Here is a 23,688-nt window from a genome sequence, read left to right on the forward strand (position 1 = left end):
CAGCAGCCCGCCGTCTCGCAGCCCTTCGGGCAGCACCTGCCCACCGGGGAGCTGCCCGCTGGAACGCAGCACCGAACGGCCTCGACCGGCTGAAGCCCGCCCCGTCGCTCGCGCGCCAGACAGAACCGCGCACCGCGACCGGGACCGGAAAAGCCTCGCGCTGTCCTTCGCGCGCCAAAGACCACCAGGGAGGTACCCGCAGTGACTCCCAGTCTGCCGAACGCCCGCATAGGCTTCCCGCACCAGCTGTCCGCACACCAGCGGCGGACCAGCAGTGACCTAGAACCGTCAAATGCACCAGCAACCGGGAGGACACCGCCATGACCACCATTGCCATCATCGGAGGCGGCCCGGGGCTGGGCCACGCCGTCGCCCGCCACTTCGGCCGCGAGGGCTTCGACGTCGCCCTTGTCTCCCGCAGCCGCAGCCACCTGGACGAGCGGGTCGCCGCCCTGGGTGCCGAGGGCGTTACCGCCCGTGGCTACAGCGCCGACGGCCGTGACCGCGCTGCCCTGACCCAGGCACTGGCCGACGCTGCCAGCGATCTTGGCCCCATTGAGGTGCTCCAGTGGAGCCCTGTACCCGCGCGCGAGTTCATGAAGCCCGTCCTGGAGACTACCGCCGCGGACCTCGTGGGACCCGTCGAGATGTCCATCTACGGGCCTGTCAGTGCGGTGGGCCAGGTGCTGCCGGGTATGCGCGAGCTCGGACGCGGCACGATCCTGCTCGTCAACGGAGGCTCCGCCGTACGCCCGGGCTCCCGGGTCACGGGCACCTCGGTGGCCTTTGCCGGGGAGAGCGCCTACGGCCAGCTCCTCCACGACGCACTCGCCCCCGAGGGGATCCACGTGGCCCAGCTCATCATCCCTCGCGGGATCGGGGGCGGCGAGCCCTCCCACGAGCCGGACGCCCTGGCCCAGCGGCTCTGGGAACTGCACACCGAGCGGGGCGAGTTCCGCACCTTCGCCGCTCCCATGGACCTGTAGACGAGCCTGCGGGGCACAGGCCCGTCGAGGAGGCTGGTGGCGGGCAGCGCGACGTTCGGCTCAGGCCCCGTGCGGAATGAGGCCGACGAGCTCGTGGGCCTGGTAGGGCTCCTCCAGGTAGGCCACATCCTCCTCGCTGAGCTGCAGCTCTAAGGCGCGCACGGCGTCATCGACCCGGCTCGGCTTTGAGCAGCCGACCACCGGCGCGGCCACGCCCCTGGCCCTGTGCCAGGCCAGGGCGACGTCGGCCATGGGCACCTCGCGACGCTGCGCCACCTCGGCCACCCGGGTGACGATCGGCATGTCCATCTCGCGCCCGCGGTCGTACTTGCTGCGCATGACAGCATCCGTGGTGGAGCGCACCGAGTCGGAGTCCCAGGTCGGGCGGGTCAGGTGGCCGGAGGCCAGCGGGCTGTACGGGGTGAGCGACATCCCGTACTGGCGGCACACGGGAATGAGCTCGCGCTCGTCCTCCCGGTAGAGCAGGTTGTAGTGGTTCTGCATACTGGAGAACCGGGTCCACCCGTTGGCGTCGGCCACCACCTGCATGGTGTGAAGCTGGTAGCCGTACATGGCCGAGGCACCCAGCGCCCTCACACGGCCGTCGGCAACAAGCCGGTGGAGAGCCTCCATAGTCTCCTCAACGGGGGTGTCATAGTCGAAGCGGTGGATGATGTAAAGGTCGAGGTAGTCAGTGCCCAGGCGCTCCAGGGTGCCGGTGATCTCACGCTCGATGGCCTCGCGCGAGAGGTGCCCCTCGTTGAAGTAGACCTTGGAGGCCAGCACCACGTCCTCACGAGCGACGCCGAGGTTGCGCAGCGACTGCCCGATGAAGGTCTCACTGGTACCCCGGGCGTAGACGTTCGCGGTGTCGATAAAATTAACACCGAGTTCCAGCGCCCGGGCGATGACCTCCTGGGTGGCGGGCTGGTCGATGACCCACTGGTGGGTGTCGGGGAAAACCTCCCCGAAACTCATGCCGCCGATGCACAGCCTGGGGATGGTGATGTCCGTGGCGCCGAGGGCCGTGTACTCCATGTCTGGGTCTCCTTTAACCACTTTAACCGTACGTCCTGCCGGTACCTGCTGCCCGTGGACACACCTAAGGCTCCCAGCGCAGACGGCGCCGCGCAAGACCCCATGCTGGCCCTGCAAGGCCCCCTGTGCGAGGCCCCCTGTGCCGACTGCAACAGCGCGAGACGTGGCAGCACAAAGACGGGAAGGGGCCGCTCACCAGTGACAGGTGAGCGGCCCCTTCCCGTGGGGTTCAGAACTATTGCCAGAGTATCTGGGTCACGGTTCTGGGCCCGCGAGTGCTCGCGCAGGCGCCCTTACAGGACAGGCATCACAACCGGCGACGGCGCAGGAGCGCGACCCCTCCGGCGATCGCTGCCAGGGCGATGGCAATCGGCAGCAGGATCGTGACACCGGTCCTGGCCAGGGACCCCGTGGAAGGGGCTGTTGAGGCGGTCTTGGGGGGAGCCGAGCCGGTAGCTGCGCCACCCGCCGCTGTTGAGGGGCTCGGGCTGGACGAGGCTGACGAGCCGTCCTGGCCAGCCAACGCCTCCGAGGGAGTGGTCGTGGCCGGTGGGGCAGCCGACTCCTCACTGGCACCAGCCGAAGGACTCGGCTCACCCGCAGGCCCCTCAGAGGCCTCACTCGGAGTGGTCGTGGCCGGTGGGGCAGCCGACTCCTCACTCGCACCAGCCGAAGGACTCGGCTCACCCGCAGGCCCCTCAGAGGCCTCACTCGGAGTGGTCGTGGCCGGTGGGGCAGCCGGCTCCTCACTCGCACCAGCCGAAGGACTCGGCTCACCCGCAGGCCCCTCGCTGGGGCTTGGACTGGGTTCCGGCTCCGGCTCCGCCTGCTTGGTGTAGGCGTTGGTCACGTTGATCACACCAGGCGTGTCCTTGGAATCCACGGTCACCTTCTGGGCCTCCGGCTCATCCAGGTCGTAACCCTCAATCGCCGCGGCGTCGGTGTCCTCGGAGACCGTGCACTCGCTGCCCAGGACCACGTCGGCCTCGGCGTCCACAGCCTGGCCGTCAGCCTTGGCCACCAGCGTGCCCTCAGTACCATCGTCACAGATGTAGGAGAAGGAGAACTCCTTGCCCTCCAGACCCTCAGCCTCGTCAGCACCGGTGGCAGCCTTGGACACCGTAAAGCTACCGGTCTGAGGGGTGTAGGTGTTGGTGAAGGACGTAGCCGCCACCTGGTCCTGCTCCGTGATCGATACCGTCTGGTCCTCAGGCACGGTCAGGTCGTAGCCCTCAATCTGGGCGGAACCAGCGTTCTCGGTAACGGTGCACTCAGTGCCCACCGCGAAGCTCTGCTCGGCCTGGACCGCCTGGCCGTCGGCCTTGGCGCTCAGCGTGCCCTGCGAGCCGTCGGCGCAGGTATAGGAGAAGGAGAACTCCCGCTCACCCAGCCCGGTGCCCTCGACGAGCCCCTCGGTGGTCTTGGCCACCGAGAAGGTACCCCGGTGTGCGGTGTAGGTGTTAGTGACCTCCACCGCGACAGCAGAGCCCTCGGTCACTGTGACTGTGGCCTGGTCGGCCTGGGCCTCAGCAGCCTGGCCGTCCACGGTCATGGCTGTAGTCAGGTCGGCCCCGCTCACCGAGGCGTCACGCTCGGTGACGACGCACTCACCCACGGGTACCTCCACGTGCGCGGACTCCCCAGCCCTGACAACCACCTCACCGGAGGGGTCCGAGCCGTCATCCGTGGTGCAGGTGTAGCCGAAGACGAACTGCTCCGGCGCCCCAGCAGAGGCGTCGCCGTCCACCGTCTTGGCGACCTCGAAGCCACCAGTCTGCTGGGTGTAGGTGTTGGTGACGACAACCGCACGGGTAACGTCCTTAGCGATGGTCAGGGACGAGCCCTGCTCACCGTCCACGGTCGTACTGGTGGCCAGGGCGTAGCCAGCCCGGGAGGCGTCCTCCTCATTCACGACGCACTGGGTCCCCACCGGCAGGCTCGGACCGTTGACAGTGCCGCCGCCAGCGACACCGAGCGTGTCCGAGCTCGTGGAGCCGTCAGGCAGCGTGCACTCATAGGCCACGGAGTAGGTGGCGCCCCCGAAGTCCCCGTCACCGGCAACCTCCTTGGTCACGGAGAAGGTTCCCGTGTCCTGGGTGTAGGTGTTGGTCGCGGTCACGGCAGTGTCCTCGCCCGTGACGATAGTCACCTTCCCCCCAGAGAGCTCGGTGTCCACCGAGTAGCCCTGCCTGGCGGCAGAACCCTCTTGCTCGGCCACCTCACAGACGGCGCCTGCAGGCAGCACGGGAGAAGACACCGCGGTCCCGTCACCGGGAACCTCCAGCGTGCCGCTCTCACCCGTGGAGCAGGTGTAGTCGAAGACGAAGGTGTCACCGGAGAAGTCACCGTCACCAGCCACAGACTTGGCCACGGAGAAGGTGCCCTCGTCCTTGGTGTAGGTATTGACCGCAGTCACGGCCACAGGTGCGTCCTGAGAGATGGTCACCGTGGAGTCGGACAGCTGGGAGTCCACGGAGTAGCCCTCCTTGGCGGCCACCCCCGCGTCCTCGGTGATCTCACAGGTAGCACCCTCAGCGATCTCGGGGCTGCTGACCGCACGGCCGGTGCCGTAGGCCTCCAGAGTTCCCTCGGTACCGTCGGTGCAGGTGTAGCTGAAGGAGAACTTGTCCAGGGCGAAGTCACCCTCCCCGGCCACCGTCTTAGCCACCGTGAAGGTACCTGTGCGAGGCACGTAGGTGTTGGTGAACTCGGCCTGGGCCACGGCGTCGGAACCTGCGGCGATGCGCAGACGCTGGGACAGAGGGGCCTCCAGGTTGTAGCCGCTCACCCCAACACCCTCGGTGGACTCCGTGATGGTGCAGGTAGTGCCGACCTCGAAGGACGTGCCGGTCTCACGCACCGGGGTGCCGTCCCCCCTGGCCACCAGGGTGCCCTCCTGTCCGTCGGAGCAGGTGTAGGTGAAGGTGTAGTCCTTGTCCGCGACTCCGGGGGCGCCCGAGGCGGTCTTGACGACCTCAAAGGTGGACGGCTCGGCCCTGACCATATTGGTCAGCTCAGCACCGAGGACCTGCTGGTTGGCGATCGTCAGAGTACTGGTCGGAATGCCGCCCACCACGAACAGGCTCTCGCCCCAGCTGTAGCCCTCGGGCAGGGGGACGGAGGGCTCAGCCTCGGTCAGGGTAACCACGGTCCCGGCAGGGAAGGTCACCGGCGGGTTCGGACCGACAAAGACGTTCTTGCGCCCCGTGATGACCTCGTAGGAGGCGGTGCCACTGGCCTGGTCAGCGTTGAGGGTCCCCGGAGGCTCCCACTCCGGGTAGGTCGCCCGGGTCGTGCCCTCCGGCAGCTGGTAGCTGAGGTTGACCGTGAAGGTAGAGCCCGCAGGCACCTGGTCGGAGGCCGGGCCGGTCACGTACTTGTCCAGGGAGAAGGTGCCGTACCCCAGCCGCATGTTGACGGTCAGAGAGAAAGAGTCCAGGAAGGACTTGGTGGCGTCGCGCTCAAAACTGGTGCCGTCGATGGACACGTAGTTCTCATAGATAAACCCGGGGACAGCCAGGCCGTCCTCGGTCGTGGCTCTGGTGTCATAGATCAGCTGGTAGTTGCTCTGGGGGGCAAAGGGGCCGGTCAGCACGATCCGGGCGCTCTGACCCGAGTCGGTCTCCTGGCCGTAGACCACCTTGAGGCTGAACTCCCCCAGCACGGTGACCCGCGAGCTCTCTGCACCGTTGGCCAAGACCACCTGAGCCGTCTGCGGGTTCGACTCTGTGGCAGAGTTGCGCCGAGTGAGTCGCCACGAGGTCAGGTTCCCATCAGGGAAGGACTGACCGGGCCCCAGGAGGTCGGTGAGCTCGATCTCGTGGACGGTCTGACCGTCAAAGGTCACGTCCACCCCGTTAGCGGCGTACTCCTCTTGAAGTCTCTCAGTACCGAAGCCAATGACCCATGTCACACCAGTTGACCTCTCGGACATGGCGGTAGCCCCCTTGCTCAGGGCGTCGGGAACGTAGCGTATCTGCTGCGCGGTGATACCGCCCTGCCCGGGCAGGTCCACCATGACGGTCTGCGAGCCGTTGACGGTGAAGGGAAGCTCCTCCTCCGTGGTGGACTTGACAGCCACCCCCTGGATCTTGCCGGACCCGGACAGGAGGTTGTAGCCCTGGCGGATGAGAAGCGGCAGCACCTCGTTAAAGGTGCAGGTCATATTGGTCTCCGCGATGACGCAGGTACCGACCTCCGTCTCCACACCGTCAACAAAGTGGGTGAAGGCGCGCGTCTGGGGCACCCGGAACCTGAGCTCCTCAGGCAGGTCGATGGAGAAGGAGTCCCCGTCCCTGAGATCGGCGTTGCTAGCGTCCCAGTCAAAGGTTATGAGCGCAATCGAGCTGCCTGCGTCCAGGTTTCCTGACTGCGGGTTCTCCGAGGCATCCGTCTTGGCCAGCCTCAAGTTGGAGATCGTGATGCCGGTATTGACGTCAGCATGGGCGGGCGCGGGAGCCAGGACCGGCACCACCATGGTCACCACCATGGCCAGCAGGGCCAGACAGGCGCCAGCACGGCCAGCCCCCCGTCGGGGCGCAGCCGCACGGACGGCAATGGATTTCATAGATGAGACCTTTTCGAGATCAAAATGCCTGCACCATGCAGAGCAACGGACGACCCAGAGTATTAATGCCTGTCCCGAAGCCGCAACCTCTCAGCACTAAAAAGGAGGTACTTTTACGGAACCGATACTTACCCAGGCCTGCGCCCCTGCAATCCGCTTACAGGCCCACTAAGAGAACCTATAAGCCCGCACCCCGAGGCACTGTCAGAAACTGCAAAACATCTACGGAACCGGAAGGGGAGCCGAGGACTCACGCCCCCATGGCGTCAAAGAGGGAGGTGATACTGCCGTCATCGAACACGGCCTTGACCGCGCGAGCCAGTAGCGGGGCGATCGGCAGGATCGTCAGCTGGTCGAACTGCTTACCCACGGGGATCGGCAGCGTGTCGGTAACGATGACCTCGCGGGCGCCGCAGGAGGACAGGCGGTCTACCGCGGGCCCGGAGAGCACGCCGTGGGTGGCCGCCACGATGACGTCCTTGGCCCCGGAGCCCAGCAGGACCTGGACCGCCTTGGCAATCGTGCCCCCGGTGTCGATCATGTCGTCAACCAGGACGCAGGAGCGACCCTCCACGTCACCGACCACCCGGTTGGCTACGGACTCGTTGGGACGCGTGACGTCACGCGTCTTGTGGACAAAAGCCAGGGGGGTCCCGCCCAGGGCGCTGGCCCAGCGCTCGGCCACACGGATACGCCCCGCGTCCGGGGAGACCACCGTGGCGTTAGCGGGGACCACCCGGGTCCGCACGTAGTCCACCAGGACCGGCTGCGCCCACAGGTGGTCCCAGGGACCGTCAAAGAACCCCTGCTCCTGGGAGGTGTGCAGGTCCACGCTCATGAGGCGGTCCGCGCCCGCTGTCTGGTACAGGTCTGCCACCAGACGGGCTGAGATAGGCTCGCGCCCCAGGTGCTTCTTGTCCTGGCGGGCGTAGGGGAAGAAGGGCGCCACCACGGTAATACGCTTGGCTGAGGCTCGCTTGAGGGCGTCAACCATGATGAGCTGCTCCATGAGCCAGTCGTTGACACGGTCACCGTGAGACTGCAGCACGAAGGCGTCGCATCCCCGCACCGACTCATTGAAGCGGACGTAGGTCTCTCCGTTGGCGAAGTCGTAGGCCGTGGAGGACAGGACCTCCGTCCCCAACTCAGCAGCAACCCCCTGGGCCAGCTCGGGGTGAGCCCTCCCGGAGACAATGACCAGCCGCTTCTCGCCGGTGGTGATGATGCCTGTCATGACATGGATCCCTTCTCGCCGCCGCCGCGGCTGTGGTGCGTGGCCGTACCTGTAGTGCTGCGGCAGCCGTGCCGTGGCACGCGCTGCCACCGGTGTCGGCAGGAACCCCGAGCAGGCGCCCACCAGGCTCCCGGTCTGGTCTCAGCGCTCACCACCGGTGTCATCGGCACCCAGGTGGCTGAAAGGAGGCACGACGGCCCCGGGCGGTATCTCGACGTCCTCCAAGATCGCGTAGGCCCCGACGCGCACGCCCTGCCCCAGCCGGGTCCTCCCCCGCAGCAGGACACCAGGCTCCAGGAGGACGTCCTGAGCCAGCTCCACGGTGACGTCCACCCAGGCCGACGCCGGGTCCACCACCCCCACTCCCTGGGCCATCCAGCCAGACAGGACACGACGGTTGAGCTCAGCACCGAGCTCAGCCAGCTGGGCGCGGTCGTTGCACCCCTGCACCAACCAGTGGTCATCGACCACGAGGGCGCTGGTAGGGTGCCCGGCCCGGTGGGCATGGGCGACGACGTCGGTGAGATAGACCTCTCCCTGGTCGTTGTCGGTTCCTAGTGTCGCCAGAGCCTGCCTCAGGTGCTCGGCGTCGAAGACGTAGACGCCGGCGTTGACCTCCCTGACCGCCCGCTGGGCCTGGGTGGCGTCACGCTCCTCGACGATCGCGCCGACCGCACCGTCCGGCTCACGCAGGACACGCCCGTAGCCACCGGGGTCCTCCAGCTCGGTGGTCAGCACGGTGACAGCATCGCCACGCTCGGCGTGCTGGGCCACAAGCGCCTCCAGCGTGGCGGTGTCGAGCAGCGGGACGTCCCCGCTGGTGACGACGACCCCTCCGGTGAGGTCCTCGGGCAGTGCCGCCAGCCCGCAGGCCACGGCGCGTCCGGTGCCGGGGACCTCGTCCTGGTCCACCGCGAGGGCCTGCGGCGCTACCTGAGCCAGGTGGGCGACGACGGCGTCACGCTCGTGACGCACGACGACAGCCAGGTACTGCGGATCCAGGCCCCTGGCAGCGGTCACTGCATGGTCCAGGAGGGTACGGCCGCCGATGGCGTGGAGCACCTTGGGCGTAGCCGAGCGCATGCGGGTTCCTTTGCCAGCGGCCATGACGATGACGGCGGCGGGAGCGGTAGAAGCCACGTGTCCTCTCCTCGGTGGTGCCCGGCACCCGGAAACCCGGTGCACCGGACAGATGACTGGCTGGCAACGCGCCTGTGACGTGCCCCTTGATTACTTGTGCGTACCTGGGACGCCCAGGGCACACCGCCGAGCGCCTTCCGCGCCCGACGGGCCTGGGCAGCCACATAGTACGTCGCTCCGCCCCCAGGACTCGAACCCGGGCCTCAAGGCTCCAAAGGCCTGCGTGCTGCCGCTACACCAGGGCGGAACGCCGCCTCTGGGGAGGCGCGCGGGCATAGTGTCTCACGGAGGCACCAGGATGTGGGCGGAGCCGCAGAGGTGTCGTCACTGCCGCTGTCACGGCGCCCCGACGGCAGGCTTCCTGAGCTCTTGGAGACGGCATGAAGACACGGAGACAGCACGGCATGATGGAGCCATGTCCGTCAGAAACGGCAAGCGTTCCCGCCGGATGAGCGCCTCCGAGCGTCGTGAGCAGCTCATCGACGTCGCTCGGGGCCTCTTCGCGGAGAAGGGATTCGAGGCCACCAGCATCGAGGAGGTCGCGGCACGGGCACAGGTGTCCAAACCTGTGGTGTATGAGCACTTCGGGGGGAAGGAGGGCCTGTACGCCACCATCGTCGACCGGGAGCTGGCCGCGATCTCCGCGACGATTACCGAGGCTCTCGGCTCCGCACGGTCCGCGTCCGTCATCACCGAGCGGGCGGCCCTAGCCCTGCTGACCTACATCGAGAGCTCCTCGGACGGCTTCCAGATCCTGTCCGCCGGCTCGGGCAGGGCCGCAGGCTCCTACTCCACCCTGCTGGCCGACGTCGCCGTCCAGGTCTCCGGGATCCTGGCCTCCCGGTTCTGCGCCCATGGGCTCGACCCGCGCACCGCCCCCCTGTACGCCCAGATGCTGGTGGGAATGGTCGCGACCCCGTCACAGTGGTGGTTGAGAAACCGCACAATGAACACGGAGCAGGTCACGATGAGCAAGGAGGAGGTCGCCGCCCACGTGGTCAACCTGGCCTGGAACGGCCTGAGCGGGCTGGAACCAGACCCCGTGCTCCGGGCCGACGACGTCCCCGCCCACGGCACCGACGACGCCGACAGCACCGACGACGTGACAACGGCGTCATAACGTCCCGGGCGGACTGACCTCGCACGCGCTAGTCTGGTTGCTCCTGCCCACCAGCGGAGCCACCACCGGAACGGAGCCCATGGACCCGGAAACTGTCGTCGCCGCCCTGCGCAAGAACATCGTCCTTGTCGCCCTGCACGTCGTCCTGGGCGCCGTGCTGGGCCTTGTGCTGGGCCTGCTGACTCCCCCGGTGTACACCTCGACCGCGAGCGCGAACGTGGGCACCGAGCAGCCAGACTCCTCCCAGACCAACGACAGCGTCCTCAACTACATGAAGAACATCATGCCTACCCTCGTGGAGATGGGGACCTCAGAGGCTGCTCTGTCCCAGGTTGCCGAGGCCACAGGGCTCAGCGAGGACGAGGTGCGCCGCTCCGTGACTATCTCCACCAAGACGGAGACGATCATCATTGAGGTCCAGGCCTCCCACTCCGACCCCGGCCAGGCCCAGGCCATCGCCGAGGCTGAGATCGCGGCACTGGACTCCGCCGCCCGGGACCTGTCTGAGAGGAGCCAGAACAGCGACCTGACTCTCACGCTGGCCGTCCTGGACGCGGCCTCGCTGCCCTCCACCCCCTCCAGCCTGCCCACCTCGCGCACGATGATGGTCGGCGCCGTCGTGGGCCTGGCAGCCGGTGCGGGGATGGCGCTGCTGCTCTACGTCCTTCAGCGCAGGGACCCTGAGGCCCACACCGTCGCCCCCCTGGTCCTCCTGGGGCGCCCCAAGGACGCAGAGAAGGGCGGCAGGAATACCGGGGGCGCTGGGGACAGTGAGACTACTGGGGGCTCGGCCCGCACCGGGACGGGCACCTACCCTGGTGGACCCACCAGGCAGCCGCGAGCCGGATGACTCCCGTTACCGGGCGAGTGCGTCTGCAGAGCAGGAGCGTCCTGGTCCTGGCAGCCCTCCTCATGGTGCTGGTCGGAGTCCGCCGCGAGCTGGTCGGGTCCATGGCCACGGCGGACTGTGTGGCACTGGCAGCGCTGCCCATGACGTGGCCCACAGTACGACGCCAGCGCCTGTTCTCCCCTCTTCTCGTGACAGCGGTTCTGGCCGCCCTCACCGGGCTGGCTCTGTCGTGGCTCGCAGACCCGGACTTCAGCGTCATGGCCTCCGCCCAGCGCAACATCATCCTGAGTCTTCTCGGCGTGCCCGCCTCAGCGGCCGCCTTCGTCTGGGCGGCGCAGCGCCTGGGCACCCGTGGTGCTGCTCTGGCCCTGAGTAGCGGCATGGTACTGGACTCCATGCGTCTGCTGGGCAGCTCCCCCAACCCGTGGAAGTTCGGTGTCGGTGCGGCGGTGAGCCTGGTGGTCCTGGTCGCTGCGGACCGGTACGGGCGCCTGGTCCAGCTGGCCGCCCTGGCCGCCCTGGCCGCCACCTTCCTAGTCTCCGACGCACGCTCAAGCCTGGCCTTCCTGGCTATCACCGCAGGGATCGTGTGCTGGCAGGCGGTCGCTGCCTGGATGCGGTGGCAGCCTGCTCAGCCTCGGCGCCTGGCACTGACCCAGGTCCTAGCCCTGGCCGCCGTCGGTGCCACTGCCGTCCTGGGGGTCCTGCTCGCCTCCTCCACCGGCTCCCTGGGCGAGGACGCCCAGGAACGTACCGTGGCCCAGGCCTCCGGGCCCGCAGGCTTCCTCCTGGCCGCCCGTCCCGAGCTCGGAGGCTCCTGGGCACTCTTCCTCAGCCGCCCCTGGGGCTACGGCGCCGGGGTCATGCCCCGCTACGAGGATGTCCGCGTGGCCAAGGAGGGCATGGCGGCCCTGGGGTACGACCCCGCCAACGGATACGTAGAGAACTTCATGTTCGGCAACGGCTTCGAGCTCCACTCCGGTCTGGCCGACGTCTGGATCGCGGGCTCCCTGCCGGGAGCGGCGCTGGTACTGACTGTCCTGTGGCTCACCCTCCTTGCCATGGTGCGGGACCTGGGCAGCCTGCGTGTGACCCCCTGGTTGTGTGTCGCCAGCCTCGTCATCGTCCAGAACGTGCTTGTCGGGCCCTGGGCGGTGCTGCCTGCCTACCTGCCCCTGGTCCTGGGAAGCGCCATGGTGCAGGCACCTCTGGGCGGGAGCGGGACTGGCACGCCTTCCCGGCACCCTGACTCTGCGCTCCTGGTCCGCTCCTAGGAGCGGCCGTACTCCTCATGGGTCCTGCGACCAAGGCTGGCACCGACCATTCCCTGACCCCGCGCCACCAGCCGGGCACCTTTGGCAGCATGCTGCAGCTGCCCCGGCAGGAGCCCGACGGCCATCCGCAGGCCACCAGCACCGACCCGCAGGGCGCCACCGAGCAGGGCGCGTCCGCGAATACCCGCGTGCAGTCCCGTCCCGGCGCGGGCAAGCGCCACACGGACCCCCGTCGCGGCGTGAGAGCGCTGGCGACGCAGGATCCACTGGTGGTCCAGCCGCGATGCCGGGACATGGTCGCGCACACGAGCCTCGTCGCACCAGCGGATGACACCACCACAGTCGGTGAGCTGGCGGGTGAAGAGCGTGTCCTCTCCCCCGGTTGCCCCGAAGGCCTCGTCAAAGACGAGGCCTTCCTCCCTCACGAACCTGAGGTCCAGCAGCAGGCAGTTGGAGGCCGCCACCGGCCTGACCGTCCCTGTGGGCCAGGTCCTACGGACAAAGAACTCTCCCGCGACGACCCAGGCGTCAGGCTCGACCTCGTAGTCAGGGACTACCGGCCCGGCAACTGCCTGGCAGCCTGTGGAGGCACGCAGCCCCAGCAGGGACTCCAGCCAGGACGGCTCGGGGGTCTCGTCGTCGTCGATGAACACCAGAAGGTCGCTGTCCTTCGCCTCCTCCAGTGCCCGGTTGCGCACCGCAGCCACTCCGGGTCTGGGCTCCACGACATAACGGGTCGATCCGGGACGGTCCCCCGGGGTGGGGACGGCCTCCATGAGCGCCTCCACGGCGCCACGGGCCGAGCCTGCCGGGTCGTTGTCCACGACGAGCACCTCGGCACGCGAGACGTACCTGGGCACCACGTCACCGAGCTGGGCTCTGACCGCGGCTACAGCACGCGCCACCTCCCGTGGACGACGGAAGGTCGGGACAGCCACGGTCAGTACGGCTGCCAGCTGGGGTGTGCCCACCACTGCGCCGTTCATCGCCTCCCTCCTGTACGGCTGCCACCCACGTGTCGTGCGAGCCGGTGTCCAGGGCGCCCGTACTCGCGCACCCGCACGTCACAGGCGCCTACCACCATTCCCAGGCCGCCACGGGAGGAGACCTCGTAACGGGCCTGGGCGCTCAGGTCGCCCCGTAGCCGGGCTCCTGCGCCGCGCACGAAGTCCGCTCCCGCCTTGGCCGCGCCCTTGGCGGCATAGGCGACTCGCAGGGGGAGTCTCACGCGCCCTGCAGTGTCTACGCGTACCCGCACCCAGGAGGAGCCAGAGCGGAAGGCACGACGAAGCACCCAGGCCCGGGTGGCCCGCTGCCGGGGAACCTTCTTACTGACCACCGCCCCGGTGGCAAACCGGATCACGCCCCCGGCCCGGGTCAGCTGCCGAGTGAACAGGGAGTCCTCGCCCCCCGTCAACCCGTACCTGGGGTCAAAGCGCAATCCCAGGCGCCGCACGACTGCCAGGTCGAGCAGGAGGTTACCTGTGTCGGCGCTGCCCACCTGGGCGCCGTCCTCAGCCTGCCAGGAGTCAAAGGCCCCCGAGGCCTCCACCCACGGCGGGGGAGGCTCAGCAAAGTCAGCCGGAGTCGGCCCGGTCACCGCAGCGCACCGCGTCGTCCTCCACTGTGCCACCAGGGCAGCCAGCCAGCCTGGTTCGGGGGTCTCGTCGTCGTCGATGAACACCAGGAGATCGTCGTCGCGGGCCTCGTCCAGGGCACGGTTGCGCCCGGCGACGATACCTGGCTCAGGCTCGTGGACATAGGTCAGCCCAATCCGCAGACCACCGACGTCCACCCGGCCTGTCGCAGCAGCTGCGGAGCCGGAGACGGCACCGGTCCCGAAGTCCGTGAACCCGCACCCGTCTAGCGCTGCCACCACAACCGGCCGCGCCCCGGCCTGCGGGTCGTTGTCGACGACAAGCACCCGGGGGCGCGCCCAGTGCGCCACGCTGGCCGCCTGGTCCACCAGCAGGGGCAGGACTGCCCGCAGGTAGGAGTTGCGCCTGTAGGTGAGCATCGCAATGGTCAGCACCGGCTCCACCATGCCTGTTCCTCCTGGTCCCTCCCGGCTCCCCGGCTTCTCCTGCCAGTAGCAGCCATGACACGCGCCCAGTACCTGCACCAGCGGGAGACCCGCCTGCCGCTCCCTGCGGGGAGCCTGGGCACCACCTGCCAACGGTACTATCGTCGTCCACGCTGGTCCCGCCCCTGCCGCGTCCGCACCGGGCGTCGCCAGCTCTCACCGCGCCTCAGGTCGGCCTGTGCTACATACTCTCCGGAAGGCTCACGACATGACTGCCCGGCTCACCCCCCATGACGACCACGGCCGCCCGGTACCGGGCACAGGCACGACCGGCAGCCCCCCGCCGTCGCGCGAGCCGCAGCCGACGGAGCCGACAGAAGGGACCTGGAGCCAGCCTCTCTGCTCCGAGTCAGGGTCCCGGCTGCTGTCGCGTACGGCGATCATCGTCGTCAGCTACGATTCCGCCTCTCTCCTGAGCCGCAACCTCGCCCAGGTCGCCCAGGCTGCACCGGAGGCCGCCGTGGTGGTGGTGGACAGCTACTCCGGTCCTCAGGCACGCGCCGACGTCCTAGGCCTGGCAGAGGAGCACGGCTGGTCCACGGTACTGCCAACGACCAACCTCGGGTTCGGCGCAGGCATGAACCTGGGAGCCGCACAGGCCCTCAGCCAGGGTGCTGAGGTGCTTGTGCTGCTCAACCCGGATGCTGTCATCGACCGCGCCAACCTTGTCAGGCTGGTGACCAGAGCAGCCGGAAACCCGAGCGCCCTGGTGGCCCCGGTTCTCACCGACTCTGGCGGACGCACCGTCTCCGACGGCGCCGTCGTGTGCCTGGCGGACGGCTCGATGCGCTCGCGCCGCTCTCAGAAGCCCATACCACCCGGAGGGACTCACCCCTGGCTGTCCGGCGCCTGCCTGGCCCTGTCTGGTGAGCTGTTCGAGGCGGTCGGGGGTTTTGACGCCCGCTACTTCCTGTACTGGGAGGATGTTGACTTCTCCTCACGCATCCTGGCATCCGGAGGAAGCCTGGTGCTGGCCCGTGACACGACAGCAATCCACGACGAGGGCGGCACGCACGCCCAGGGGCACAGTGCACGCGCCAAGTCGGACACCTACTACTACTACAACATACGCAACCGGCTGCTCTACGCCGGGCTACACCTGGACCGTTCTCATCAGCGGCGCTGGGCGGTGACCTCTCTGGCCGCTGCTCGTGAGACCGTGCTTCGCGGTGGTAGGCGCCAGCTGCTGGACTCGCGCCAGCCGCTGCGCACCGCAGTCACAGCGACTCGCGACGGCCTGACGCTGCTGCGCCAGGTGCGCCGCGGCCTGCTTCCTGACCCTACAGAGCCCGTCGTGCGGTCTGGCCCCCGAGCCGCACCAACGGACAAGGACGCCACCCAACGGTAGCGGCCTGAGATAGGTGGGCTGGGCACCCACAGGCTACCCGGCGGTCTCCCGGCGCTCGGTAGCGCCAGTTCCTACCGACGGCCAGTTCCGCAGGACGCGATCTGCCCCCGGGCTATCAGGACCCGGGGGCAGATCGGCACCGTCAGACTAGTCGGCACCGTCCCAGCAGGCAGTGCCGTCAGGTGCCCTCAGTGCTGGGTGACGGTGAGGCTGTCAACCGCTAGGGTGACGGTCTCCGGACCGGCCGACCCGGACATGTAGGTGGTGATCCCCACGGTCCCGGCCTCGTTGAGGGTCTTCTCAGTGTCCACGACATCGACTCCCCAGTCCTGCGGCTCGGCGTCCCCGGCCCAGAACCTGGCCTGCAGCGTCGTGGACTCCTCACCGGAGACGACCAGGCGCAGGTGCAGGTCCTGACCCGCTGTGTAGGGCTCGTCCAGGACGATCGTCCCCAGGGCGGTCTCCAGCCCACCAACCACCTTAGCCACCGTGACAACTGGAGCCCCGGCAGAGCCCACACGCATCGTGGCCTGGTAGCGGCCAGCGTCATTGGCCCGGGCAACGTAGGAGACAAAGGCCCCGTTGCCACCGGGAGCAGAGTCCAGGGAGAAGTCCAGCACCGTCTCGGTCGAGGTGGAGTCGATCTCCTGGGAGCTCACCGAGGAGGACGACCGGGCACCCTCCATGGAGATACGGCCCTGGGACTCCTCGGTGGAGAACGACGGAGCGTTCCATGTGACCTTCCACGGGCCGCCGGTCGGGGCACTGCCCCAGCCACGGGCGGTGGTGCGGTCGAAGTCGTCCGCCAGGAGCACGTCTCCCACCGCCGGAGCATCGGCGTCCGGCTCGTCCTGCGCTACCTCCTTGCCGCTGCCCAGGGTGTAGTGCGCAGCAACCTGGCTGGGACCCAGCGGGACACCGTAGACGGCAACCTCGTCAATGTCCCCCTCAATGTAGTGAGTCGAGGGCGCGCCGCTGACACCTTCCAAGGTATCCCCACCGACCCTCCAGAAACCGGTGTAGCTCTGACCAGTCGTCATAGTGGACTCAAACGCCTCAAGCCGACCGTCAACGTGCAAGGTGGCACCAGCGGTGGGACTCAAGGAGGCGACAACATGGTGCCACTGCCCGTCGTTGTAGCTGGTGGAGGTGGTGACCGTGCTGGGTGTCCCCGGGTTGAGCATGAAGCTCAGCGTCCCGTCATTACGCATGTAGACCACCCGGTCAAAGCTGGCGGAGCTTCCTGTGGCGGAGGACCCGAAGCCCACGACTGCACCACCGCTGGAGGAGGTGGTACGCACCCACGCCTCGACTGAGAAAGCCGTCGGCGCCACCGACGAGGTAGCGGTAGAGGCACTGCTCTGGGAGTTACGGTCAGAGGTGAAGGACAGGGCAGAGCCCGAGTCCAGGACGGACTCCGCGCCCCAGCTGTAGCGCGAGCCGCTCAGCCGCAGGTCACGCTCAGCAACAAGGTCCTGGGCGGAGGTGCCGCTGTCCTCGTCCAAGGGCCAGTAGTGGGCCGCGCCGTCAGTCAGGACACGAGCCCCGTAGTCAGACAGGGCCTCTCCCTCCGCAGCAGTCACTGTTACCCAGTCCGAGTGGGTCCAGGCCCCCCAGGGGTCAGTCACCACCACCCGGTAGCGATGGGTACTGCCCGGCTCGACGACATCGGTCGCGCTGAGGCTAGGCAGCTCCCAGTAGCCAGCCGTCACCGTCTGGGTCGAGATCGGCTCGGAGTCCCGGGTATCCCGGTAGACGGAGTAGGTGAGGGTCTTGTCGTCACGGTCCCAGTTACCGGGGAAGGAGACGGTGACCACCCCGGCGCGCGAGGAGCTGGCCGTCACCTTGTAGGCGCCTCCCTTGTTCATAGGCCCCTGCTGGTTGGGGGCGATGTCGCGACGGGCGAAGCGGACCAGCCCCTGCTGGGCGGTGCCGTTGACCGAGAGGAACTCCCCGCCGTAGACCACGTACTCGTCGTTGCCCTCCACCGTCCACGTCGCCTGGTTGGTGCGGGTGATGGTCCCAGGCTTGAACTCCGGGTAGAAGTTCAGGTTGGTGGCCGCCGGCTGGCCCGGATAGCTGTGGTAGCCACGGGCGTAGCTGGTCTCGACGGTACCTGTGGCGTAGTTGGTGTAGGCCACGGCGTTGTGGAAGCGCCGCTGCTCGGGGAAGCCCCCAATATTACGGCAGTCGTGGGCGTGGCTGGAGACGTAGACAACGTCGGAGGTTGGGAACAGGTCGTAGGAGTCGCCGTGGCAGTCGGCCATGACGTCCAGGTCACCGGTCTCCCAGTTCGCCCGGAACATGCCCTCGAAGGACCCCGTCATGGAGTAGGCCACCCCGTAGAGCCCCTGCTCGTCAGCCTCCAGGTCCATGACCGAGGCGTTGATTCCCGCGCTACGCACGACCGAACTAATGTTGTTCCGACGCAGGCTCCCGTCGTTCTCCAGGACCGCAACGCCGAACCCAGGCTTGTCGGAGCCCTCGACGGAGGTGAAGGCGCCGCCGATAGCCACTGCGCTGGAGTCAGGAGCGGTGACGATGGTCCGCACGTAGAGGTTGTCCACCTGGGCGGAGAAGTTGGTGAGCCTCTGGGTGGCCAGGTCCACCGCCGCCACACGCTGACGAGCCGAGGAGTTCACCTGCGTGAACGCACCACCCACGTACAGCGTCGACCCGTCAGCAGACACCTCCACCGCCTTGACCGACCCGTTCGCCGAGGCACCCACCGGCACCCGCCGCCCGCTCACAGCGTCCACCGCCCCCACACGCCACGTCGTCTCACCATTAAGAGACGTAAAGTCACCACCCAGGTAGATCACCGACCCGTCCGCCGACACGTCCACCGAGTTCACCGCCCCGTTAGTCACCGGAGCCCACTCCAGCAGCTCACCCGTGGCAATGTCATAGGCCAGCACGTTGCCACGAGCAGACTCACCCACCCCCGCAGCAGCACCCGCAGGCCGCGCCGACGAGAAGCTCCCCACCGCATACACCGTGCCACCCACAACCACCTGGTCCCACACCACACCATCAACCTGCACCGTCGGCAACGCATCCGCCGACACCGTGGTGGGATCCCCTCCAATGGCTGCAGGCTCAGCAGGGTCGGACACGTCGGACACCTCGTCCGCGACGGCGGACGAGACCGGGGCGACAAGGGCAGTAACGCCAAGGCACAAGGCAGAGGCGGCAGCGGCAAGGCTGCGCACCGGACGGGGGACGCTCACACGTTCTCCATTCACGCTGTTCATGGGCACAGAAGAAAGGGAAACGCCACGTTGGGGACGTAGCGCCTGGAGCGGCTTGGAGGGAGCCGCAGAGGAAGCGTACAACGACAAAGCCGCGCGCGTCGTCTTGGTGGTTATCACCACTTCTCCCCAGGGCTGCCCGCTGTGTCCCCAGGTCCCGGGAACCTTGCTGGCTCTGGTGGCACTAGCCCGGTCCCGTCACGCCGCACGCTGCCGCATCCACCAGGATCGCCACCAGGATGGCGCCTGCCAGTGCGCAAGGCCGTCGCGCCTCTTGACACCTCCGGCTCCCCCGGCGAGCCGCGCAGCGCGGAGTCGCCTCACCCAGAACCCGCCGCACGCACACGTCACCCCGCGACCACGGCGGACAGAACCGACGGTCGCGGGGTGACACGCCCTCAGGTCCTGGACTCCGCCCCGGATACTCCCTGGGAGACTCCGTGAGGACGGACTGAGAGGACGACGAGAGGACGACCAGCGCAGCTGCTCAGCCAGAAGCGGCCCCCTCAAAGACCGCCGCAGGATAGTCAGCTCCCAGGTCAACAACGACCTGGAGGCTGTCGAGGCCTTCCGCCGGGACAGAGAAAGCCCGCTCAATAACAAGCGTCTCACCCGGGGCCAGCGATGCCGGGACCTCGTCAGAGGCCAGTCCCACCTCCCCGGCAGGTGCCGCCCCAGAACCGTAGGTGAGGGTTGTCACCATTCCTGCCAGAGAGAGAGCAGAGTCTGAGGTATTTGTCACCTTGACAGGAACCACGACTCCGGGACCGCCAATCTCACCGGGGCCAGCCTCCAGCTCTGTGGCACTGATGGGGTCGATCGAGACCGTTGCCACGTCCTCAACCGTCACCGCCTCGTCGGTCGTGACCGCATCCAACTGGTCAGCAGACAGGTCCCCAGCGGCAACCGCCTCCTCATCCACCCCGGACCTCCCGGGAGTGACGGCCTCCTCCTCGGGCGCCGCCGAGTCTGGGGTCCCCACCGGGGACGGGGTCTCCTCAGCAGCGGGCGACGCCTCCGAGGAGGCCCCCGAGCTGCTAGCCCCCTCGGAAGCCTGCGCCGCCACAGAGGAGGACGGGGAGGCCGAGGCCGAGTCCCGACCCTCATCCTGGGAGCAGGCCGTCAGGAGGAAGGCAGGGACTGCGGCAAGAAGCAGGAGGGCGGGCACTCGGGCTGGTTCGCGGTATGGTGACACGGGTGGCAGCGTACGGTGTCGTAGCCAGGACGTCACACCGCACGGGTCACGATCAGGACTCCCTCTCCGGTAACTGCCCAGCCCGCTCTGTGCGCCGCCGTCAACGCCGACCACCGCGTCCACGCCCTGCCTCGTCATCCTCATCCTCATCCTCATCGTCGCCCTCATCCTCATCGTCATCGTCACCCTCATCGTCGCCCTGATCATTGTCCCGGCCGTCCTTGCCGTCGTCCTCATCATTCCCGTCGTCTCCGTCATCCGCAGCAGCGTCATCCCCGTCGACGCCACCCGCGCCCGCATCACCGTGCACAGCGAAGCGGACCAGCCCCTGCTGGGCGGTGCCGTTGACCGAGAGGAACTCCCCACCGTAGACGACGTAGTCGTCGTTGCCCTCCACCGTCCACGTCGCCTGGTTGGTCCCCGTGTACGAACCGATCTGGAACTGGGGCAGGAACCCGTCCAGAAGCGTCGTCGCCGGGTTCCCCTCGTAGCTTACGTACCCGGGTACCCGGTTCCTCTGCACGGTCCCCGAAGGGGACGCAGCATAGGCGACAGCATGCCGGTAGTCGTTGTCCAGGTCCGCGAACCCGCCGATGTTCGAGCAGTCGTGGGTGTGGCCGGCCACATAAACCACGTCCCCAGCCGGGTAGACATCGTAGGAGTCGCCGTGGCAGTCGGCCATGAGGGTGATCTCGCCGGTGTCCCAGTCGGCACGAAGCATCCCCTCGAACTCGCCCTCCCTGGAGTAGGAAACGGCGTAGAGACCCTGGGCATCCGCCTCCAGGCTCATGATCCCCGACCTGTCGCCTGAGTTGCTGACCACCGAGCTGATCTGGTTACGACGCAGCGTCCCGTCCGTCTCCAGGACGGCCATGCCCTCACCGGGGCGGCTCGACCCGTTGACCTTGGTGAAGGAGCCCCCGATGGCCACCGACTGCCCGTCGGAGGACACCGCCACGGCTCGCACCCCGTAGTTACTGACTTTGGGGGCAAAGTCGGTGAGGGACTGCGTCACCAGGTCCACCGCGGCTACTCGCTGACGGGCCGAGGAGTTGACCTGGGTAAAGTCGCCACCGATGTACAAGGTGGCCCCGTCGGGCGAGACCGCAAGATCCCTGACGGTCGCATTGGCGGACGCCGCCACCGGCCTGCGGGCGGCAGTACCAGCCTCTACCGCTCCGACACGCCAGGTAGTCTCCCCGTTGAGCGAGGTAAAGGAGCCTCCCAGGTACACGGTCGACCCGTCGGCGGAGGCTACGACAGCGTTGACAGCCCCGTTGAGTGTCGGCGCCCAGTCCAGCAGCTCTCCCGTGGTGATGTCGTAGGCCAGGGCGTTGGCACGCGGGACCTCTTCCTGACCCTCGGGGGAGCCAGCCGGACGCGCCGCGTCAAAGCTCCCCACGGCGTAGACGGTGCTACCCACCACCTCCTGGTCCCACACCACACCGTTGACCTGAACGGTCGGAAGGGACTCGGGCGAGGCCACAGCCGCCGCAGCGTCGGCAGCAGGCGCGGGAGCCGCAGGGACCATGAGGAAGACCGCCAGGAGGGAGGCGGTCGCGGCCGCGAGAAGACCGCGAGCAAGACTACGGGCACGGTGGCATCTCATCAGGGCTACTCCGATCAGGCACGAAAAAGGAGGCAGCGGTGCAGCCTGACCCTGACTGCGGAAGGCTGCCCGTTCACGAGTACACGGCCACAGGCCGCCGCCCAGCAGATTAGTACATCTGTAACTCTTAGATAACACTCATCGGCAGAAAACTATCCGCCAGCAGGTGAGTTACCACACAAGAGCAGTGCTCTACAGTGCCTTCACTTCCCCTACCACACTTCAGACCCAGTGAGGTCACCCAGCAGGATATTGCTCGGTCAACTTCTTTAGAATCCGCCTCTCTTTCCGTTCTCACGCCAACCACCCCGAATCTGGTCACGGTTGGCAGGAGCCTCAGCGTCCTCACCGTCAGCACCTGCACCAGCCGGCTCCTCCTCAAGTCCGTCCCCCGCCGGCTCACCCGCCTGCTCCCCGGCAGGGGCGCCCTCGTCCACGTCCGCCGCCGCTCCGCCCTCTGGGTCAGCAGCAGTGAGACGTACCCACTCCGAGCGCGTCCAGGCCCCCCACCGGTCCCACACGACGACGACGTAGCTGTGAGTACTACCAGGGTCGACCTCGTCAGCCACCTCCACGGTCGAGACCTGCCAGAAGGAGGAAGCCACCTGCTGGTTCCACACCGGCTCCAGAGCGAGGAAGTCCTCAAGGCTGCGAGCGGCGTCGGCATCCCGGTAGACGGCGTAGGTGAGGGTCTGGTCGTCACGGTCCCAGTTCGTGGAGAAGGACAGGTCGACCCGACCCGCCTGCTCAGAGGACGCCGTCAACGGATAGGCGCCTCCCTTGTCCACAGGTCCCTCCTGGTTGGGGGCGATGTCGCGACGGGCGAAGCGGACCAGCCCCTGCTGGGCGGTGCCGTTGACCGAGAGGAACTCCCCACCGTAGACCACGTACTCGTCGTTGCCCTCCACCGTCCACGTCGCCTGGTTGGTCCCCGTGTACGAACCGATCTGGAAGGAGGGGTAGAAGTGCAGGTTGGTGGCCGCAGGCTGGCCTGAGTAGTCGTAGTAGTTGCTGTCAGTAGTAGGCAGGGTCTCCCCGGTGGCGTAGTTGGTAAAGGCCGGGGCGTGCCAGTACTGGTTCGGTGCCGCGTCCGGGAAGCCCCCAATGTTGGAGCAGTCGTGGGCGTGGCTGGCCACGTAGACCACGTCCCCAGCCGGGTAGACGTCGTAGGAGTCGCCGTGGCAGTCGGCCATGACGTCCAGGTCGCCGGTCTCCCAGCTCGCCCGGAACATGCCCTCGAAGGACCCGGTCCGGGAGAACGTGACCCCGTAGAAGCCACGGTCGTCCCCGGCAAGCGCCATGACGGCGCTCCTGCTCCCTCCGGCGGCAATCACCCGGCCAGCGCCCGGCTGGCGAGCAGTACCGTCAGCGTCCAGCAGCACCAGTCCCGGCGACCATGTCCCGTCCACGGTAGTAAAGGACCCCCCGACGACCACGGAGTCCCCGCCCGGGGAGACGCTCAGAGCACGCACCACATAGTCCTGGACAGCCGGGGAGAAGTTGGTGAGCCTCTGGGTGGCCAGGTCCACCGCCGCCACACGCTGACGAGCCGAGGAGTTCACCTGCGTGAACGCACCACCCACGTACAGCGTCGACCCGTCAGCAGACACCTCCACCGCCTTGACCGACCCGTTCGCCGAGGCACCCACCGGCACCCGCCGCCCGCTCACAGCGTCCACCGCCCCCACACGCCACGTCGTCTCACCATTAAGAGACGTAAAGTCACCACCCAGGTAGATCACCGACCCGTCCGCCGACACGTCCACCGAGTTCACCGCCCCGTTAGTCACCGGAGCCCACTCCAGCAGCTCACCCGTGGCAATGTCATAGGCCAGCACGTTGCCACGAGCAGACTCACCCACCCCCGCAGCAGCACCCGCAGGCCGCGCCGACGAGAAGCTCCCCACCGCATACACCGTGCCACCCACAACCACCTGGTCCCACACCACACCATCAACCTGCACCGTCGGCAACGCATCCGCCGACACCGTGG

14 protein-coding genes, 1 tRNA gene and 1 pseudogene are annotated in these 23,688 nt (G+C 67.8%); 5 read left to right on the forward strand and 11 right to left on the reverse strand.

What is annotated here, in order from left to right:
* Nucleotides 1-320 precede the first annotated feature (320 nt).
* Nucleotides 321-986: an SDR family NAD(P)-dependent oxidoreductase gene (locus D4740_RS10730; protein ID WP_119836927.1), complete on the forward strand. Its 666-nt coding sequence runs from the start codon at nucleotides 321-323 to the stop codon at nucleotides 984-986.
* Nucleotides 987-1,046: 60 nt separating this feature from the next.
* Here the strand turns inward: D4740_RS10730 and D4740_RS10735 are convergent, their stop codons facing one another.
* From D4740_RS10735 to D4740_RS10755, 5 genes are all read right to left on the reverse strand, one after another.
* Nucleotides 1,047-2,024, reverse strand: coding sequence for an aldo/keto reductase (locus tag D4740_RS10735; protein WP_119836928.1), 978 nt, complete (start codon nucleotides 2,022-2,024; stop codon nucleotides 1,047-1,049).
* Between the two features lie 307 nt (nucleotides 2,025-2,331).
* Nucleotides 2,332-6,591, reverse strand: coding sequence for a DUF5979 domain-containing protein (locus tag D4740_RS10740; RefSeq protein ID WP_119836929.1), 4,260 nt, complete (start codon nucleotides 6,589-6,591; stop codon nucleotides 2,332-2,334).
* 250 nt (nucleotides 6,592-6,841) lie between these two features.
* Complete coding sequence (locus D4740_RS10745; protein ID WP_119836930.1) at nucleotides 6,842-7,825, reverse strand: ribose-phosphate diphosphokinase; 984 nt, start codon at nucleotides 7,823-7,825, stop codon at nucleotides 6,842-6,844.
* Nucleotides 7,826-7,966: 141 nt separating this feature from the next.
* Nucleotides 7,967-8,965, reverse strand: coding sequence for a bifunctional N-acetylglucosamine-1-phosphate uridyltransferase/glucosamine-1-phosphate acetyltransferase (locus D4740_RS10750; protein ID WP_119836931.1), 999 nt, complete (start codon nucleotides 8,963-8,965; stop codon nucleotides 7,967-7,969).
* A 175-nt stretch (nucleotides 8,966-9,140) separates the two neighbouring features.
* A tRNA-Gln gene (locus D4740_RS10755) sits at nucleotides 9,141-9,212 on the reverse strand.
* 168 nt (nucleotides 9,213-9,380) lie between these two features.
* On the opposite strand from D4740_RS10755, the gene D4740_RS10760 reads away from it, so the two are divergent.
* The 3 genes from D4740_RS10760 to D4740_RS10770 all read left to right on the forward strand — a co-directional run bounded on the left by D4740_RS10760 (nucleotide 9,381) and on the right by D4740_RS10770 (nucleotide 12,209).
* Entirely contained in the window at nucleotides 9,381-10,085 is a 705-nt protein-coding gene (locus tag D4740_RS10760) for a TetR/AcrR family transcriptional regulator (protein ID WP_119836932.1), read from the forward strand.
* Between the two features lie 79 nt (nucleotides 10,086-10,164).
* Complete coding sequence (locus D4740_RS10765; protein WP_119836933.1) at nucleotides 10,165-10,935, forward strand: YveK family protein; 771 nt, start codon at nucleotides 10,165-10,167, stop codon at nucleotides 10,933-10,935.
* On the forward strand, nucleotides 10,932-12,209 hold the full coding sequence (locus D4740_RS10770; protein WP_147392906.1) for a hypothetical protein: 1,278 nt from the start codon (nucleotides 10,932-10,934) through the stop codon (nucleotides 12,207-12,209). Before D4740_RS10765 ends, D4740_RS10770 begins: the two co-directional genes overlap by 4 nt.
* Here D4740_RS10770 and D4740_RS10775 read toward each other — a convergent pair.
* Nucleotides 12,206-13,195, reverse strand: coding sequence for a glycosyltransferase family 2 protein (locus D4740_RS10775; protein ID WP_119836935.1), 990 nt, complete (start codon nucleotides 13,193-13,195; stop codon nucleotides 12,206-12,208). The two genes, D4740_RS10770 and D4740_RS10775, sit on opposite strands and share 4 nt — an antisense overlap.
* On the reverse strand, nucleotides 13,192-14,253 hold the full coding sequence (locus tag D4740_RS10780; RefSeq protein ID WP_119836936.1) for a glycosyltransferase family 2 protein: 1,062 nt from the start codon (nucleotides 14,251-14,253) through the stop codon (nucleotides 13,192-13,194). Before D4740_RS10780 ends, D4740_RS10775 begins: the two co-directional genes overlap by 4 nt.
* 247 nt (nucleotides 14,254-14,500) lie before the next feature.
* On the opposite strand from D4740_RS10780, the gene D4740_RS10785 reads away from it, so the two are divergent.
* Entirely contained in the window at nucleotides 14,501-15,640 is a 1,140-nt protein-coding gene (locus tag D4740_RS10785) for a glycosyltransferase family 2 protein (protein WP_119836937.1), read from the forward strand.
* A gap of 188 nt (nucleotides 15,641-15,828) precedes the next feature.
* Here D4740_RS10785 and D4740_RS10790 read toward each other — a convergent pair whose 3' ends face one another.
* From D4740_RS10790 to D4740_RS10805, 4 genes and pseudogenes are all read right to left on the reverse strand, one after another.
* Complete coding sequence (locus D4740_RS10790; RefSeq protein WP_119836938.1) at nucleotides 15,829-18,870, reverse strand: LamG-like jellyroll fold domain-containing protein; 3,042 nt, start codon at nucleotides 18,868-18,870, stop codon at nucleotides 15,829-15,831.
* Between the two features lie 508 nt (nucleotides 18,871-19,378).
* Nucleotides 19,379-20,086: a hypothetical protein gene (locus D4740_RS10795; protein ID WP_147392907.1), complete on the reverse strand. Its 708-nt coding sequence runs from the start codon at nucleotides 20,084-20,086 to the stop codon at nucleotides 19,379-19,381.
* A 100-nt stretch (nucleotides 20,087-20,186) separates the two neighbouring features.
* Nucleotides 20,187-21,695: a hypothetical protein gene (locus tag D4740_RS10800; protein WP_259390803.1), complete on the reverse strand. Its 1,509-nt coding sequence runs from the start codon at nucleotides 21,693-21,695 to the stop codon at nucleotides 20,187-20,189.
* A 269-nt stretch (nucleotides 21,696-21,964) separates the two neighbouring features.
* Nucleotides 21,965-23,688, reverse strand: a pseudogene (locus D4740_RS10805) (LamG domain-containing protein); the annotation flags it as partial.

The organism is Actinomyces sp. 2119 (assembly GCF_003591215.1).
Classification (GTDB): Bacteria; Actinomycetota; Actinomycetes; order Actinomycetales; family Actinomycetaceae; genus Actinomyces; species Actinomyces lilanjuaniae.